This window comes from Asticcacaulis sp. MM231, assembly GCF_964186625.1.
Classification (GTDB): Bacteria; Pseudomonadota; Alphaproteobacteria; order Caulobacterales; family Caulobacteraceae; genus Asticcacaulis.
In genome coordinates, this window is record NZ_OZ075108.1 from 2,458,415 (window position 1) to 2,473,488 (window position 15,074).

A 15,074-nucleotide genomic window follows, 5' to 3' on the forward strand; every position below is an offset into this window, starting at 1 on the left:
AGGGAGACGTTTCAAGGCTTGGTAGCCGCTCAACTGAACATTGTGTGGAAGCTTTGAATTTTGTTATCCGCGACCGACCGCTAATTGAAGCAAATGTCACTTCAGATTAGCGGCGACGAATAGCCGACAAGCCCTCAATGTCCTCCGTTAGCCAAGACGGTTGCACTGCGCTTTCAGTCTGAGGACTGTGCTTTTGATAAGATGTGGTATGCCGAGTAGAGACATTTCACGTTTTGTCGCCAACAGCTACGGCGCCTTGCCAACCCTTACGCCGGCCAGAAGTGCCTTAAAGATATCAATTTGCTTCTGATCGGGTGGCCACGATGTGGAGAACCTGTGCGTTGCCTTGCGAACGCACGACGCGACCGTCTCGTTTTCAGGGTTACGCAGGTGTTTCTCCCAGTCTAGACCAAAGACTTCATAATATGACCCAAGTGCTACGATAACATTGTCAGCAATAGCACTTGGCGCCTCGGCCTCTGATTTCCCGGTTGGGCGTCCAAAGTTTCGTAGGTCTAGCCAGAATCGGCTGATCGGATCTGTCGGCATCTTTGAAATCGCCTTCATCATCGATACATAGCGAATGCGATTGGCGAAACGCTTGATATATCTAGGGGTCTGATCATGCGCAATGATTGCCGGCAGCCAGATTGAGAAGGCATCTGAAAAGTCGGCACTATCCACTTCTATGGCGACATGTCGTCTGGCGCGATACAAGATGTAGAATATCGCAACCGCGCTAAAAGACAGCACTATTGAAAGGTAGATTATCCAAATAGGCCCAGTTTTTTGACCCGACCGATGGATGAGCACAACCGAGTCAGTTTGCGTCTGCTCCGGATAGCTTGTAGTAGATTTCACGTCGGAATTTACCTCCTGGGCGATTTGCGGTTTTTTTGTCGCCACAACCTCGTCTAGCGGTTCTGGCGGTGAGTAGTTGAGGACGGAAATTCCGCCGACAGCTCCAAAAATGATTGCCGACACTAAAATGGCTGCTTGCCACATCCGCGCCAGCGGCAATAGGACTCGCTCCGTCGTGCTAACTGAGTCCATGGGCGCGCCGAGCAAATTCGCCAAGTTCGGTTCGGCGACCGAAGGGACCGCTATTTCAATATTGACTAACTTTTCAAGGTATTTGCGTGCGTATCTACGACGCTGGTCGCGTTTAATCTGGGCCTGCGTTTCTGGGTTATCATCATTTGCGTTCTGTTCCCCGTATTCGCCAGAAATCTTCTCGAACGCCAATCCCAAGGCTGTTTCCACGCGTGCGGTATCCATACCGACAAGTACGAAGCAATTTCCGGACGATACTAGGAAATTTATCGTCTCCATACAGGCTGCCAGAACTTCGGGTGAATGCACGCGATCGAGATCATCAATAACAATGACTGGGGCCGAAGGCAGCGCCTCGCAAAGGTCCTCGAATTGTTCAGCGAACCGCGCGCGAAAGCTTATTTTATCCTGCGCCGTGGTTAGCGAGAACCCGCTGCCTGCTCGCCGAACCATTGCTTCTGGGTTAACGCCCAGTGACTTCGTGCCGTTGTAGATAGCCGCTACGATGGTGACGAGCGAGGCTACAATACCGACAGAGCGGCCGGTGTCCGCCAGACTAAACGGGATATTACATTTTGCGGTAAGATTGAGACTGCAAGCAAAAGATGCCAGTAGGCTGGCAAGTCCCCGTCCGTCCATGACGAAGGCGACCACCGCCATTGAGGCGAGCCCAACGACGAGGGCCAGCACAAGAAGGCCTAATGGCCAATTTCGGCGCAGACGACGCCAGAGCAATCGGCTTCGAAAGCCTAGTCCGTCCGGCAGTAATCGAGGCAGGCTGCGGCGTATCGCGACGGTGAGGCCGGCCAGAAAGCTATCTTCGCTCTGGTGATGCCAGGCATTGAACCAGATACATGAGTGACCAAACGCCTGCATGTCGTCACAGATCAAGCGCATGAATGTGCTCTTGCCAGACCCCCACGGACCGCAAATGGACAGAGTGATTGGCGGGCGGGTTTTGGCGTTGCGGAGGAAACGGGAAATACCTGCTGCTCTCGGCCTGAAGTCAAGACGATCGTCTTCGGGTCGGCTAATTGGTGCATCGCTTAACGCAAGTTGTTCGATGCCTTCGCGCGGCGATTGCCCATATGGCAAGAAGGCCACAAACAGCATGGCCGCCGAAACAAGCGCGGAGACGACATACCAAGGCGCTGGAAACCGACGATATGGCGGGCTTGTCCAGGTTTTCCCACCATCGTTGCTGCGAAGGACGGTCGAATGATCGCCCACAGCCACAACATGATCTTTGTCCAATACAATCAGATCATTTATTGCCGATGTGGTTGGCGTGGCGAGCTGCCGCCAATTATGTCTTTCATTATCCCAGAAAAGGATAATTCCGTTGTCTCCAATTACCCAGGTGCGCCTCCCTGCAGGGTCGCCTCGAAATTTGAACGTGGGCGTGTCAGGGATGACCGTATCCGCGAAATAGTCAGCAGTGGTCGGATTCCAAAACGTCCCGCCGTCCATCGTGTAAAAAATATCGCCCGCGGATGTCGACAGCCACCCTAAGTCTTTGCCAGGTAAAAAATATATATCCTCGACGGACAGAGATTTTCCGAGTTCATGACGGTCTAACGTCTTCGCTAATTTTTTGCCATATTGTGCGAAGTAATTTTGTCTGGCTTCGGTTAAATCGTCGCGTGGGAGTGTCAGATCGCCTTTTTTGTACTCAGTCCAAGTCACCCCGAAATCGCGGGACACATGCCTGTGGTCACGACATCCGCTCCAGATTGTTGAAGCGCTCGCCGTTATTCCGTCTCCGAAAGTGTTATCGTTCGCACAGCTTTCTGGTGCTTTTATCGGTTGCCAAGTCCTGCCGTAGTCGCGCGTCAACGCTAAATTGGTATGTCCGTCGTCCGGGAAACGCAACCGGGTACGGAGCGCAAAGCGCCGATTAACGTCGACGAGAGCGTAAGTGAAGGGGTTTGCAAAGGTGGTCGAGTTGGCCTGGACCAAACCTGTGCCGTCATCATGACCTGTCACACTGCGTACGCGCGAGTAGATATGGAGGGACTTGGTGTTCTCATCTGCGCCAACCTCCGTAAACTGTGGCAGGCTTGCACGATCCGTGTGCGACCATGTCCTTCCCTTGTCTGCCGTTAGCAAGGTACTTCCGTCATCGAGGACGGCGAAGCCTGCTTTACTTTCTTCAGTTACGAAAACGCCCGACACTCCCGAGGAAGTCGTGCCCGGACCGACGCGCCAAGTTCGGCCATCGGAACGGCTGAGAATTGCACCATCCAGACCACCTATCCATCCGGTCCCATTTTTAGCCATCTGGACAAACAGTAAGTCGACGTCCACCGGACTGGCGACGCGCTCCCATATGCGCAATGTCCGGTCGGACGTGCGAAAGATCGCGCCTTTTTCACCCACAGCCCAAGCCTCTGTCCCGTCTTGACCTAGCCAAACCGAGGAAATGGGAGCGTGTGAATCCGGAGAGACGTCATGCCACGTCTTGCCCCCGTCGTCTGTCAGTAGAATGAGCGCCTGAGAGATAAACCCTTGGTTCGGTCCAGGTTCAGCTCCGTCTTGATATTTCCTGCCGACCGCAAGACCTATCTGATTGTTTGAAGTGAAGGCGATATCAGAAATCGATTCGTCAACCGTGATGCCCCGCAGTGGAGACCAGGTTTTTCCATTGTCGTCCGTCCGGAAAATGCTAGTTCCCACCTTCCATGCTGTCTCTTGATTGGCGGAAAGGAAACCTCTTGAATACATTGGAAGGTCAGGCGCGCCGACGCGTTTCCAGGTAGTACCACCATCATAGGTCTGATCTATCCTACCCATCCGCGTCATAGCGCGACCATGATTGGTGTCGGTAAATGACATTGAAATGATCATATCCGGGAGCGGCGATCCGACGCTCATGTACCGCTTGACCCAAGTCTGTCCGCTGTTGGACGTGCTCCACAATATGCCGCGTTCGGTTGCGCGCCAAAAATGTTTTCCGTCGCCAAGGTCTGCCACCGCAGAAGTTCTATCCTGCGTATTAAGTGCTAATCGTTCGGCTGCGTTTATTTCCAAAGGGTGCGCAAACCACCTCCAAAAGTCATGCTGTGCTTCCACCGGTACGACGTAGGGGGCGGGCGATTGAACGAGGGATATCCACGACGCTCCGATAAAGAGGCAGAGCGCCGCGAGAAACAGGCACAAGCGCACCGGTGTTTGAAACAGTCGAACCGCGATGCTGCCCGCCGGCCCGGACTTTCCCGATTGAGCTTTACTCATGGCCGAATACACCCGAATACTTCGACATCCGACGTCCCCCGTAAACCAGCGAAGGGTTAACCTGAAATAGCAGAACGTCAATGCCCAGGCAGTCTAATATCCATCATGGACGCCCCCACGGTCCGACCATGAGATCCTTGTGAACGATGCCCCGTAACAGCCAGCCTGGCCGCACGGGAAGCGTAGGCTAGACATCGAGCTGGCGGCTAACGATTTTTGTCCGGCCTGATTAGCGGTCTCCTGAACCGCCTGCCGCATCGCGCTACTTTTTCTTAATGTACTGAGGAAAAGATAAGAGAAGCCCCGGCGTCAACGCCCGTATATCCCCGACGTCGATCGCATCGCCGCGTTGCAGAACGAACAGCAAATCCTCTTTCCGTCATAACTCCGTCTGCGCAGGTTATGAATATCCGCGAGCTCGACTTCGCCGTGCAGGCCAATAACGCCCAACGAGCCCCCATCCTTGATCCAATACAGAACTGGCGGTCTAACGCGTCTGTTGCATGGTACAATTTTCCTGAGCAATGGGCACAATCAGGCCGTAATTGCCCTCAACTCCGCTGATCGCTTCACATAGGGCTGGACTCCTCCGGAACGCATCAGCGAATGTAGTCTTCCACCCCAGAATGGCCTTATCCGGTGCTCTCCGTTGGGCAAAGAACGTAAGTATCGCATCCATTTTGTCGAGCCTAACAACCGCCACGCTCTCGATAAGTAATTTATCCTTGTTATTAGGCGTCACGGCCCTTCCTTCGAAGAAATATGGGCGCAGATTGGGATGTTCGATAAAGAGAGCAAGGTGGTCATTCCAGTTCGCCGCAATCATCTTATACGTATCTTGGTCTACTTTAGACACACTATCTCTATAGCTAAGATAAGCGAACCCTATCGATATCAAAGTGATGATCTGAAGAATGGTTTTGAAAATCTCAAGCCGCAACTTCCAATTTTCTCGTGATTCAGGTGACATAATTTTCCTTTTGCATTTCGGTGCCAAGTCATAAATTGCGAAACTAAACCACCGGCCCTCAACATACCTGTGAGAACCTATCGGTAGTCGAACGTACTTTCAAATACCATGATCCAGCTCGTTCCCTATGCCGGTCGCGCGTTGATTCCATTAGTCATATATGAGTAAGGCACGTTATAGGCGCAATCGCCTGTGCTCGAACACAATTCCCCTTTTCTTCAATTGTGGACTGGCGTTATTTTCACAGTACATTTTTGGGTTTGACCAGACTTTGAAGCAAGCTGCCGACAACGCATTAGCGTTTCCGCGTTATCTGCCCCCAGCTGTGCATCCAAGCTGATGTTTTTCCAACTGCGCGGATCGCTCGCCTGCATCATGGCAGCCCCAGCCTCCCAACGCGACTTTCCCATGACTACCGCTGCGACGTGGCTGTCAGCCTCAAACGGCAGGAGCCGTGGGATAGACAGCAACAACAGTGCTCCCACGATTATCCCGGCGCCACCGGCGATAGTCGCATGCCGATGGTAGGTGTGGCGATCATTGATGTTCCTGGTAATGCGTTCAAGCGCTGACGCGGCATAGTCGAACCGCTGCGCCTTCTGGTCAAACGCCTGGGCCGATGTTTTCACAAGCTCCGTACCGGCACGTTCAAACGCATTGACGCCCTGCTTCAAAGCTGGCAAGGCCTCCAGCGCCTCCAGCCGCTTGGCGACGACAACACCAATCTGCTTCAGTTGAGCCAGATCCGCTGCGAAGTCAGGCTTGGCCTGTAACGCCTCGATCTGGTCGAACAAGGCCTCGACGCCTTTACGGATTGTCTTCAGTTCAGCCGTCGTCGCCGTATTGCGCCGGTCAATGGATTTGCGCAGCGCCTCGAACGCCTTGGCTGCTTCGTCACCATCATCCTCGCCACCCGCCGGTGCCCTATCGTCCACCATTTTTCCCTCCTACAGTCCTAATCCCCGATCACGGTCGCGGTCGCGCTGGATCGATCGTTCCAGCTCACGACTGATGCTGTCCTGACCGCCCGCCTTGCCCAATCCCAGTTCCTGACGCCGATTGCGCAGCAACGACTCCACCTGAGGATCGCGGGCTATCTCTTTGGCCGTGTCGCGCATGGCCCTCTCCACGGGCGCACGGGCCTCGTCGTGCTGCCAGCCCTCAAGTCGCTTTTGCTGGGCGGTGAGTGACCTCCACCGATCCACCAAACGGTCGGCTCGCACGTGCGGATCAGCCAAAGCCAGGCGCTCCTGCGACATGCCGGTGATCAGGGTCTGCGTTTGCGCCTCACCCGACAAATCCATCATGGCCTGACGCATGGCCGGGTTATGCCTCAGGGCCGACGCCATAACGCTCGATGCACCGGGCCGGGCCTGGTCCAGTGACCGCGCAGCCTCATTCAGAGCCTGCTTCTGTCCTTCAAGGATCGGCAGGCCGTCCCGCTGCATTCTGGCGGCATCGCTATAGGCGCGGGCATATCGCTCCGTCGCCTTCTCCAGCGGAGACGTGCCGCGTCTGCCGGGTCGATCGGCAACGGTATCGCTACTGCGGTCGTTGTCACGCTCCGGGGCATTGGCCTTCAGCTTCAGGCCCGCAAACATGCTGCGCTTCTTCGTCGGCTGGGCCGGCTCATTCGATCTATCGGGCTCCACCTCCCTGTCGCGCACCTGGACCGATGGCTGGCGCTCCAGCGGATAGACAATATCGCTATCCATGCCGCGCCGTCTGGCGAAGGCCTCGGTGTCCCTCACCTGTTGCCCGGTGTCACGACGGCGGCCATCGCGATCGACATAGTCCAAAACCGTCTCCTTGGCGCCTGAGCGGCCAAGTCGGGACTTCAAGGCGTCCATGTCAGCAAACTGGTCCTCACCGGCATAGAGCTGAGCCATGTCCTTATGCCGAGTCATGGCGACGTAGGTCATGTGCCGGTCCATGGTCTCCGAGGCCAGCACATAGGATCGGTCTACGGTTGCCCCTTGCGTCTTATGGATGGTGGTGGCGTAGCCATGATCGAATGTCTTGTATTCCGTGGCATCGATGGCCACCGCCCGGTCACTGCCATCCAGCCGTGTCACAAGGCGGCCATGCTCCACGGCCTCGACCGTGCCAAGGGTGCCATTCTTCACATCCATGTCGCGGTTGTTTTGCAGAAAGACGATGCGGTCACCAACTGTGAAACTGCGCTCGCCGTTCTCGGTTTTGTAGGCAAGCTCATGGCCTTGCAGATGGCCCCTGCCCTTCAGTGCTTCGCGGATGTCTTCATTGATGGCGTGCACATCAACGCGGCGATGCGCCATAGCCGCTCTTGTGCCATCCGGCCGGGCCTCTACGTCATCGACATAGTCGCGCACCAGACCGGCACGGGCCGCCTCCTGATCGACCTTTAGATGGACGTGGCCGCGTTTCTCATAGGCCGATAGCCCCTCCTCTGTCCGCTCGGTGGCGAAGGCGCGCGAGGCCGCTTTCTGCCAGTGTGTGCGCTGCCGGCGGATATCCTCAACAGAGGCATAGCCTACCTCTTCGGCAATTGCCCTGAAGGGCGCCCCGGCGCCGATCGCCTGAAGCTGCTCATGATCGCCAACCAGCACGAGCTTGGCGCCCGTCCGCTCGGCCTCTGACACAAACCTGGCGAGTTGGCGCGATCCCACCATGCCGGCCTCATCAATGACCATGACATCGCGCGGACCGAGCTGGGCGGTGCCCATCTTCCACCGCATCTCCCAAGACGCCAGTGTGCGGCCCTCGATGCCGGCGCTTTCCTCCAACCCGGCGACGGCCTTGCCCGCCAGTGCGGCGCCGTGGACAGTGTAGCCTTCCGCTTCCCATGCCTCCTTCGCGGCGGCCAACATGGTGCTCTTGCCGGCGCCGGCAAAGCCAACAACTACGGACACCTGTTCGTCGCCCGTTATATGCCTGACGGCATCACGCTGCTCTTCGCTCATACCAGCCGCTTGCATCAGGCGCGCGCGCTGAGCGGCGGCCAGATCATCCGGCAAGCTGGCAGCGATGCCGCGCCGTATCGCTTCATCTTGGCCGTTAATGGCACGATCGATATGGCTGTCCCTGACGCCATGCTTTGAGCGTCCTGACATGGCCGCCACATCGCGTGCCATGCCGGTTTCCAACTCGACCATTTCCCGCGTCGAATAGCGCACGCCGTCAGGTCCGTCAGCAATACGCACCAGCTCGTCCGACGCCATGACTTTCGAGTACAGCGCCTGGTATTCTGCTGGGTCGTCATTGATATAGCGGTGCAGGGTGCGGGCAACGTCGCGACGATCGAACACGCTCTTCTCACCGGTGATCAGTGTCAGCACCTGGTCGGGGTTTTCTCGGATCAGTTCGGCGTTTCTAACCCTCGCCTCCTCGGCCAGCCGTTCGCGCTCGACCTCCTTGCCCTGCCGGTCCATCTGCGTGGCATGAACACCGACGTGCTGGGTCGGTTCGATCTCCAGGCCCCGGTCCTGGTGCGAGCGGTGATCGATGCGGATGTCATGACCGGCGCGCGCCAGATGAAGATTAGCCGTTTCTTCCCACTCGACACGCAGCGCTTTCAACTGCTCGTCGGTCGTCGGCAGCTCCCGCGCCTTGAGCCATTTGTTTTCGCGTTCAAGGTCCGTCTTATCGCCAAGCCCCTCGTCCGTCACCTGACGGGTCGTGAACAGGATGTGCGCATGATGGTTGCGTATATCCATATCCTGATCAGGCGTATGCAGAGCGAAGTCCACCGCCACGCCATAGCGATCGGCTAGCGACTGAGAGAACTCCCGCACCAGTTCCAGTCTCTGTTCCCCCGTCAGCTCATGCGGTAAGGCGACTTCGATTTCGCGGGCGACGCGGGCATCCTTGCGCTTCTCGGCAAACTCGGCCGCATTCCACAGCGTCTCCCGGTCACGCGCCCATTCGGCCGTGCTGCCCTCTGACAGAAGAATCTCCGAATGCTCGATGCCGCCCTTCCGGGTGTAGTCGTGCGTCACACCATCGCGTTCATTGGTCAGACGGGTGCCGGAGCGATAGGCGGCCGCGCCCACAGCCGAGCGGCCCGATGCACGGGAGACGGTTTTCATGCTCAGATGATAAATCGCCATTGACCTATCCCCTCGCCGGCCCCTGCCGGCGCGCATCTGAGTTGCGAAGCAACTCGTAAGTGCGCCCTTCAAAATCTCCGCTACGCTACGATTGCTCAGGTGTGCTGCACGTTTGTCAGGCGCGATACACACAACACATACGGTCTCAGAGTACCATAAAAACACTTGCAATCAAGAGTTGAGTTTGGCAAAATAAAGCATCGTGGAGTTGTTACGGGGTGGTATAATGGCGCGTAAATCCATCGAAGAACGGCTGGCCCAACTGGATGCCCAGCGCAAGACATTGCAGGCCAGGCTGACCAAGGACGAACGAGCAAGAGATACCCGCCGCAAAGTGCTCCTGGGCGCGCTCATTCTTCATCGTATTGAAGACGGTCGCGAAGCCACAGCCGAATATCTACGTGACTTCATCAAACGGGAACTGCCAGGGTTTCTCACACGCGAAACCGACAAGGGCCTGTTTGACGATATACTGACACTCGAATCGTCAAATTCTGAAACCTCCCGAAAGTAGAGAAAGAACGCATGACCGAAACCATAGCCTCAGAACGTCGCGCGGATATACGCGACCGACTCATAATCGCCGCACCCCTTGCGCCTGCATTTGTGGCCCTACTCGTAGTCGCTATCTGCAAGCCAAGCTTCATCATTTCAACGCTCACATTAGCTGGGGTGGCGCTGATCTCAGCTATCTGGTCGTTGTTGCCTCTGGTCGGCAACGCCCGTATGCGACGGCTTAAACGCAAATATCCGAAAGAGTAGGAACGGGCTTACGTCAGTTGGTAGCGGCATCAAGTTCCGATCTTTGCGTTTAAAAGAGTCGCAAAAATCGCCTTCGTGAAAGGACTTCCCCGCCCCACCAGATGTACGAGGGCAGCCATGCTACAAGGCAACGAAACGCCGCTTTGTGGTAAAATCGAAGACAGCGGGAGCGGGGCTTTATCCGAAGATGGGGTGTGAATGATCAATTGGTTCTTCCGCGTTTTTCGCGCCCTCGGCAACATGCTGGCCGCCGCCGCGCGTGACCCATTATGGGCATTCATGTGTGTTGTGATGGCGCCGTTTCGGATGTGGAAACATGTCCTCGGCACGTTCGTTATTGTCCTTCTTTCGGCGATCGTCCTCGACCTGTTATTCCTCTGGATGGAGTCTTTTTTCGTCCCTCACGGAACCCGAAACAAGGTGCTCGATACTGTGCTGGGCATCGTCCTACTCGTCATCGTGGCGGCGGTCTTTCTGCGAGTGATTGCCGCACCATTGCTTCTCCATTTCGACTACGGTGACGGCGCGAACACGCATGGTTCGGCGCGGTTCGCCACCCGGAAAGACATGGACAGCATCACGAGTTTACGGGATGGCCTGTTGATCGGTCGCGAAGGTCCGGGCGGCAAACTGATGCGTTATGATGGGCCGGCGCATTTGCTGACCATGGCTCCTACGCGCTCCGGCAAGGGTGTGGGTACGATCATTCCAAACCTCCTGCTGCAAGACCGCTCGATCGTCTGTATCGATCCCAAAGGTGAGAATGCTCGCATCACGGCACGGGCAAGGTCGGCGTTTGGGCCGGTCCATATCCTCGATCCCTTCAGCGTCACAGGTCGACCTTCTGCCGCCTATAATCCCCTCGCCGCCCTCGATCCTGACAGTCCCGACATTGCCGAGGACGCCGCCCTTCTGGCTGACGCCCTGGTCGTCGATCCGCCTGGCGCCGTCGGTGAAGCCCACTGGAACGAAGAGGCCAAGGCGCTGATCACCGGCATAATCCTCTACATCGTTTCCGAGGAAATCGAGCTTCGCCGCAACCTGGCTGTACTCCGTGACTGTCTGACATTGGATACGCACGAGTTTGCCGATCTGCTGACAACGATGCAGTCAACCTCTGCCTGTCATGGTCTGATCCGCAGAGCTGCCAATCGCCACAAATCAAAGTCGGATCGTGAGGCTGCCGGCGTGCTGTCGGCCGCGCAACGCCATACGCACTTTCTCGACAGCCCACGGATGGCGGACGTGCTGCGCCGGTCGGATTTTAGCTTCGGCGACCTGAAGCGCCAGCCAACGACCGTCTTCCTTGTGTTGCCGCCCGATCGGCTTGACACCTATGCGCGCTGGCTCCGCCTACTGGTGACACAAAGCCTGACGGACATGGTACGGGCGCCGGGGCGTCTTCCCTCCCCTGTTCTCTATCTGCTGGATGAGTTTGCCAGCCTCGGCCACCTGGCTGCCGTGGAGCGCGCCATGAGCCTGCTAGCCGGTTACGGCGTGCAGCTCTGGCCGATCCTTCAGGACATACATCAACTGAAGGCCACCTATGGTCAACGGGCCGGCACCTTCCTGTCCAATGCCGGCGTCCTCCAGGTTTTCGGCGTCAATGATCATGAAAGCGCGCGCCTGATTTCTGATCTGTTGGGCCAGAGCACGGTCGTATTCCAGACCATGAGCCGCAACCTCGATTCCGAGGACTCCGGCATCACCTATGGCGAACAACATACCGGCCGGCCGCTGTTGACGCCCGATGAGGTGCGGCGCCTACCGCCGGAATCGGAACTGTTATTCCTGGCCGGGCAAGCGCCGCACATCGCATACAAGCTGCGTTATTATGACGATCCCGAATTCAGAGGCAGGTTCGACCAAAGCTGACCCCCGATAAACTTCGGCGGCGGCGTGTAGCACCTTTGCCAGTCGGGATCACCGTTCGGCTCAAACTTGTCAAAAAAGCGATTTCGTAGCTTAGATTCAAAATCTATAGCATGGCCAAGGAACGCCCGAACCCAGGTAAGGGCATCGCCGTAATCCCAGCTCCCTCCCTGGCTGGAGGGTTCCATATCCTTCCTTTTTCTGAAGTTCGCTTCCGCCTCCAGATCACAGGCAGCTATAACCGTCCGTCCGCACAAGATACGCGCTTTCATGTCGAGAGCGGTCTTGGTAGATAACCGCATTATCCCGCGCTCATGATAAAATACGGGTTCCCAAATATAGTTGTTGAGCGTTTTGATATCGGTCTGGAATTGCTTGGCCAGAAGATAATCTATCGCCCTGGCGATGGAATACTCGGCACTGTAGCGGTGAGCCCCTCCTTCCTTGAGACGCCGATAAATGCGCGCCTTGCATATCTCCCAGACGACCAGCCATTTGTCATCGACGGGCGTGCCAAAGGCAAAGTCGTAAGACTGGTCGAGCAAGTCCATCAGACCTTCAGGCGTCAGGGATTCCGATAGTAGCGTGCCTCTGGCCTCTGCGTGTTTGCAGCGTTCGAGAACACCTACGCTGCTATCTCGCCTGTAGTTGGGACTGACCGGGGCGCCTTCCATCCGTTTGACAAGATGGGGCCGCGCCAACTCACCGACAAATTTGCGTTCCAGTTGAGTATTCTGATCCTTTCGTTTGACATAGTAATTCAGCATGTCCTCATCAGACATGGTCATAAAGTCTCTGCGCGCGGCCTCTTTTCTGGCCTTCTCGATGTTGGGTGCATTTCTCATTTGAACCACACCCCAATCTCGGGCAGGTAATGCGCAACGACGAAAATTCCGGCGGCGCCACAGATACCTATGTTCAATCCCATCAGGAGCGACACGGCTTCACTTCGGGGGATGTACCACCAAGACCGGCGCCGCCCTGAAGCGGTCTTGATGACCTCTTGCCCTCCGAAAAACGCATCCGTCCTCCGACAAACCCGCGCCGGGTCACAAAATGCCGCCTGAAGCAGATAATGAAATTCCAGCAGGGCTTTGGCGGCGCGTCTACTGACGGCGTTAGGCTCGATCCTGAATTTGCGCGCCAGTTCACGCAAAGATCGCCCTTCCACGCGCCAGGCCCACAGGATGTCCCTATTGGAGCGCTGCATCCGTTGCATAGCGTTTAGCGCCATATCTGCGCCCACTGGAGGGCGCTCGTGAGCCGGGAGCGGACCGACATCCTGGCTCGCAATGTACTGCGACGCCGGTAGCAACGCGGTGTCCGTTCTGGCCACCGCTATGTCGAAAATCAGGCGCATCATATAGGCATGAGGATTGATAATCCTGCCCCAGTTTCCGCCTTCGATGACCTTCCGCATCGCCGACTGGTAGATCTGGCGGGCATCCTCGACGCTGCCACTCAGACGCCGGGCCAGGGCGAAATAGTCCTGATCCCTAGTCAGGTGGAGACAGAACCAGTCTGCCTGCCGCGCTGGCTGGGCGTAGGGAGGTTCCGGTAAAAGCGATGACTTGCTGATCATGGCCGACCTCCCGCAAGACTGGCTTCCGCTCCGCCAGCGTCTGCCTGATCATGCGCTGTTACCCGCCGCACCAGTTCCGTGCGCTTCCAATCCAACCAGTATCTGTCGTCTGGTCGCAGAGGTGGTGGCTTCATGCGGCGTAAAATCTGCGCCCGGCACATATCTGCAATAGCCATCCAAGGCGAGTCCGGCTCGCAATCCCAGGCCATGCGGTAGATCGTCAGCAGGTTCTTATTGGAAAGCTTACCCGTAAGGACTGCCGCAAGCGCTTGGGCGTGGTGGTCCGGATAGTCGAACCCTTCAACTGGCGAAATGAGCGCCAGGTCCGGGCTGCCCTGCTCTATCCGCTTTTGCAGCATCTCGGTTATGGGATCGAGGATGTCATCAAAGATCTCGTCGTCAGGGCCGGCACCACAATTGTCTACAAGGATGTAAAGGTCGAGCAGTTTTGCGTCCGACAATTCATATTCGAAGGCGTCCTCGGCGACGCGCAAAACCTCGCGCAGAGACACATAGTCATCAGCATCGGCGTCGGCATCCTCGGTTTCGTCATCCTCGTCACTGGCTTCCGGTGCCGCTTCCAAGGGCACTGATGGCTTAGCTGCTGCCACCCGACGCAGGACTTCTTCGCGGCATTGGGCTGCAACCCGGTCCCACCGCGCCTGCATCGGTTCGGCCTCGCGTAAATAGGCGTTTTCCGAAGCCTGGATAAACAGGGTCAGGAGTCCGGCATTATCCATTTTGGCTATGGAGTTGAGGGCGTGGCGGAACAACTTTGGTTGCCAGTCCGCGTCAGGGTCCCGCCAGCCCAGATGATCCGCTTCGTGATTGCCGCTCAGCAATTGCATGAGTTCGGCACCAGCCTCATCGCGGAGTTGGTCCCAATGACCGGGCCGTGGGGCGGCGTGGCCTTCTTTCTCGGCCTCGTGCTGGTCCGCCAGCAGCAACAGATCCAGTAGTCGCTCCGGCGGAGGGGATGACGCCAGTTCGTGGCCGGCAACGTCAAACTGGCCGGTAATGTAACCGGCTGGTAGGGGATGTGAAATGGCGTTCATGGCCGCACCACCCCACCCTTCCGGACCATGCCGGAAATCGGGTCTATAAAGAACGGTACGCGTACCCTGAGCGCGATTGGAAGCACCGCCAGCATGTCCGCGCGGAACGGAATTTCGCCGCGCTCGTATTTACGGATGTCGTCCTTGGTCAGCGCCAACTGAGCGGCAAGCCCGCTCTTGGTGAGGCCCAAATGCTTACGGCGTTGCTTCATCAGCTCGCCAAGGCGAATGTCTACGGTACTACGGCCGTTTATTTCTACACAAGCGCCGGCAGTCGGGCGCACTACATTACGTATACGCATGTCTAACCCCTTTCCAGTAGAAGAGGCCCAGCACTATGGCTTGGGCGACTTCGAGCCTTTGGTGATCGGGAAGTTAGAAAACCGCAACGAGACGGTCCCTATGGCCTTCGGACGGAGCCTATTGCATACGCCATAGGCTTCCCGACCGCAAAGAGG

At 56.9% G+C, this 15,074-nt stretch carries 11 protein-coding genes; 3 read left to right on the forward strand and 8 right to left on the reverse strand.

What is annotated here, in order from left to right:
• Window positions 1-246: 246 nt before the first annotated feature.
• The 4 genes from ABQ278_RS12035 to traA form a co-directional block, all read right to left on the reverse strand.
• Entirely contained in the window at window positions 247-4,287 is a 4,041-nt protein-coding gene (locus ABQ278_RS12035) for a P-loop NTPase fold protein (RefSeq protein WP_349319806.1), read from the reverse strand.
• Window positions 4,288-4,774: 487 nt separating this feature from the next.
• Window positions 4,775-5,257: a hypothetical protein gene (locus ABQ278_RS12040; protein ID WP_349319807.1), complete on the reverse strand. Its 483-nt coding sequence runs from the start codon at window positions 5,255-5,257 to the stop codon at window positions 4,775-4,777.
• A gap of 218 nt (window positions 5,258-5,475) precedes the next feature.
• On the reverse strand, window positions 5,476-6,195 hold the full coding sequence (locus tag ABQ278_RS12045) for a DUF6118 family protein (protein WP_349319808.1): 720 nt from the start codon (window positions 6,193-6,195) through the stop codon (window positions 5,476-5,478).
• 9 nt (window positions 6,196-6,204) lie between these two features.
• Window positions 6,205-9,345, reverse strand: coding sequence for a Ti-type conjugative transfer relaxase TraA (gene traA, locus ABQ278_RS12050; protein WP_349319809.1), 3,141 nt, complete (start codon window positions 9,343-9,345; stop codon window positions 6,205-6,207).
• Window positions 9,346-9,571: 226 nt separating this feature from the next.
• Here traA and ABQ278_RS12055 point away from each other — a divergent pair, with 226 nt between their 5' ends.
• The 3 genes from ABQ278_RS12055 (at window position 9,572) to ABQ278_RS12065 (ending at window position 11,982) form a co-directional block, all read left to right on the forward strand.
• Window positions 9,572-9,859: a mobilization protein gene (locus ABQ278_RS12055; RefSeq protein ID WP_349319810.1), complete on the forward strand. Its 288-nt coding sequence runs from the start codon at window positions 9,572-9,574 to the stop codon at window positions 9,857-9,859.
• Window positions 9,860-9,870: 11 nt separating this feature from the next.
• Window positions 9,871-10,107: a hypothetical protein gene (locus ABQ278_RS12060; RefSeq protein WP_349319811.1), complete on the forward strand. Its 237-nt coding sequence runs from the start codon at window positions 9,871-9,873 to the stop codon at window positions 10,105-10,107.
• A gap of 198 nt (window positions 10,108-10,305) precedes the next feature.
• A complete protein-coding gene (locus ABQ278_RS12065) occupies window positions 10,306-11,982 on the forward strand; it encodes a type IV secretory system conjugative DNA transfer family protein (RefSeq protein WP_349319812.1) in 1,677 nt (558 codons plus the stop codon).
• Here ABQ278_RS12065 and ABQ278_RS12070 read toward each other — a convergent pair.
• The 4 genes from ABQ278_RS12070 to ABQ278_RS12085 are packed head-to-tail and all read right to left on the reverse strand — an operon-like array spanning window position 11,940 to window position 14,918.
• Window positions 11,940-12,824 carry a hypothetical protein gene (locus tag ABQ278_RS12070; protein WP_349319813.1) on the reverse strand — a complete coding sequence of 295 codons (885 nt, stop codon included), beginning with the start codon at window positions 12,822-12,824 and terminating at the stop codon, window positions 11,940-11,942. The two genes, ABQ278_RS12065 and ABQ278_RS12070, sit on opposite strands and share 43 nt — an antisense overlap.
• Window positions 12,821-13,561 (reverse strand): hypothetical protein, encoded by a 741-nt coding sequence (locus ABQ278_RS12075; protein ID WP_349319814.1) that lies wholly within the window; start codon window positions 13,559-13,561, stop codon window positions 12,821-12,823. The genes ABQ278_RS12070 and ABQ278_RS12075 overlap by 4 nt, the downstream gene beginning before the upstream one ends.
• Window positions 13,558-14,616 carry a hypothetical protein gene (locus ABQ278_RS12080; RefSeq protein ID WP_349319815.1) on the reverse strand — a complete coding sequence of 353 codons (1,059 nt, stop codon included), beginning with the start codon at window positions 14,614-14,616 and terminating at the stop codon, window positions 13,558-13,560. The genes ABQ278_RS12075 and ABQ278_RS12080 overlap by 4 nt, the downstream gene beginning before the upstream one ends.
• On the reverse strand, window positions 14,613-14,918 hold the full coding sequence (locus ABQ278_RS12085) for a helix-turn-helix transcriptional regulator (protein ID WP_349319816.1): 306 nt from the start codon (window positions 14,916-14,918) through the stop codon (window positions 14,613-14,615). The genes ABQ278_RS12080 and ABQ278_RS12085 overlap by 4 nt, the downstream gene beginning before the upstream one ends.
• Window positions 14,919-15,074: the final 156 nt, after the last annotated feature.

Coding starts and splice junctions, on each gene's coding strand:
- traA (WP_349319809.1), bottom strand. CDS start 9,345: ATGGCGATTTATCATCTGAGCATGAAAACCGTCTCCCGTGCATCGGGC.
- ABQ278_RS12075 (WP_349319814.1), bottom strand. CDS start 13,561: ATGATCAGCAAGTCATCGCTTTTACCGGAACCTCCCTACGCCCAGCCA.
- ABQ278_RS12085 (WP_349319816.1), bottom strand. CDS start 14,918: ATGCGTATACGTAATGTAGTGCGCCCGACTGCCGGCGCTTGTGTAGAA.
- ABQ278_RS12080 (WP_349319815.1), bottom strand. CDS start 14,616: ATGAACGCCATTTCACATCCCCTACCAGCCGGTTACATTACCGGCCAG.
- ABQ278_RS12055 (WP_349319810.1), top strand. CDS start 9,572: ATGGCGCGTAAATCCATCGAAGAACGGCTGGCCCAACTGGATGCCCAG.
- ABQ278_RS12065 (WP_349319812.1), top strand. CDS start 10,306: ATGATCAATTGGTTCTTCCGCGTTTTTCGCGCCCTCGGCAACATGCTG.
- ABQ278_RS12035 (WP_349319806.1), bottom strand. CDS start 4,287: ATGAGTAAAGCTCAATCGGGAAAGTCCGGGCCGGCGGGCAGCATCGCG.
- ABQ278_RS12045 (WP_349319808.1), bottom strand. CDS start 6,195: ATGGTGGACGATAGGGCACCGGCGGGTGGCGAGGATGATGGTGACGAA.
- ABQ278_RS12040 (WP_349319807.1), bottom strand. CDS start 5,257: ATGTCACCTGAATCACGAGAAAATTGGAAGTTGCGGCTTGAGATTTTC.
- ABQ278_RS12070 (WP_349319813.1), bottom strand. CDS start 12,824: ATGAGAAATGCACCCAACATCGAGAAGGCCAGAAAAGAGGCCGCGCGC.
- ABQ278_RS12060 (WP_349319811.1), top strand. CDS start 9,871: ATGACCGAAACCATAGCCTCAGAACGTCGCGCGGATATACGCGACCGA.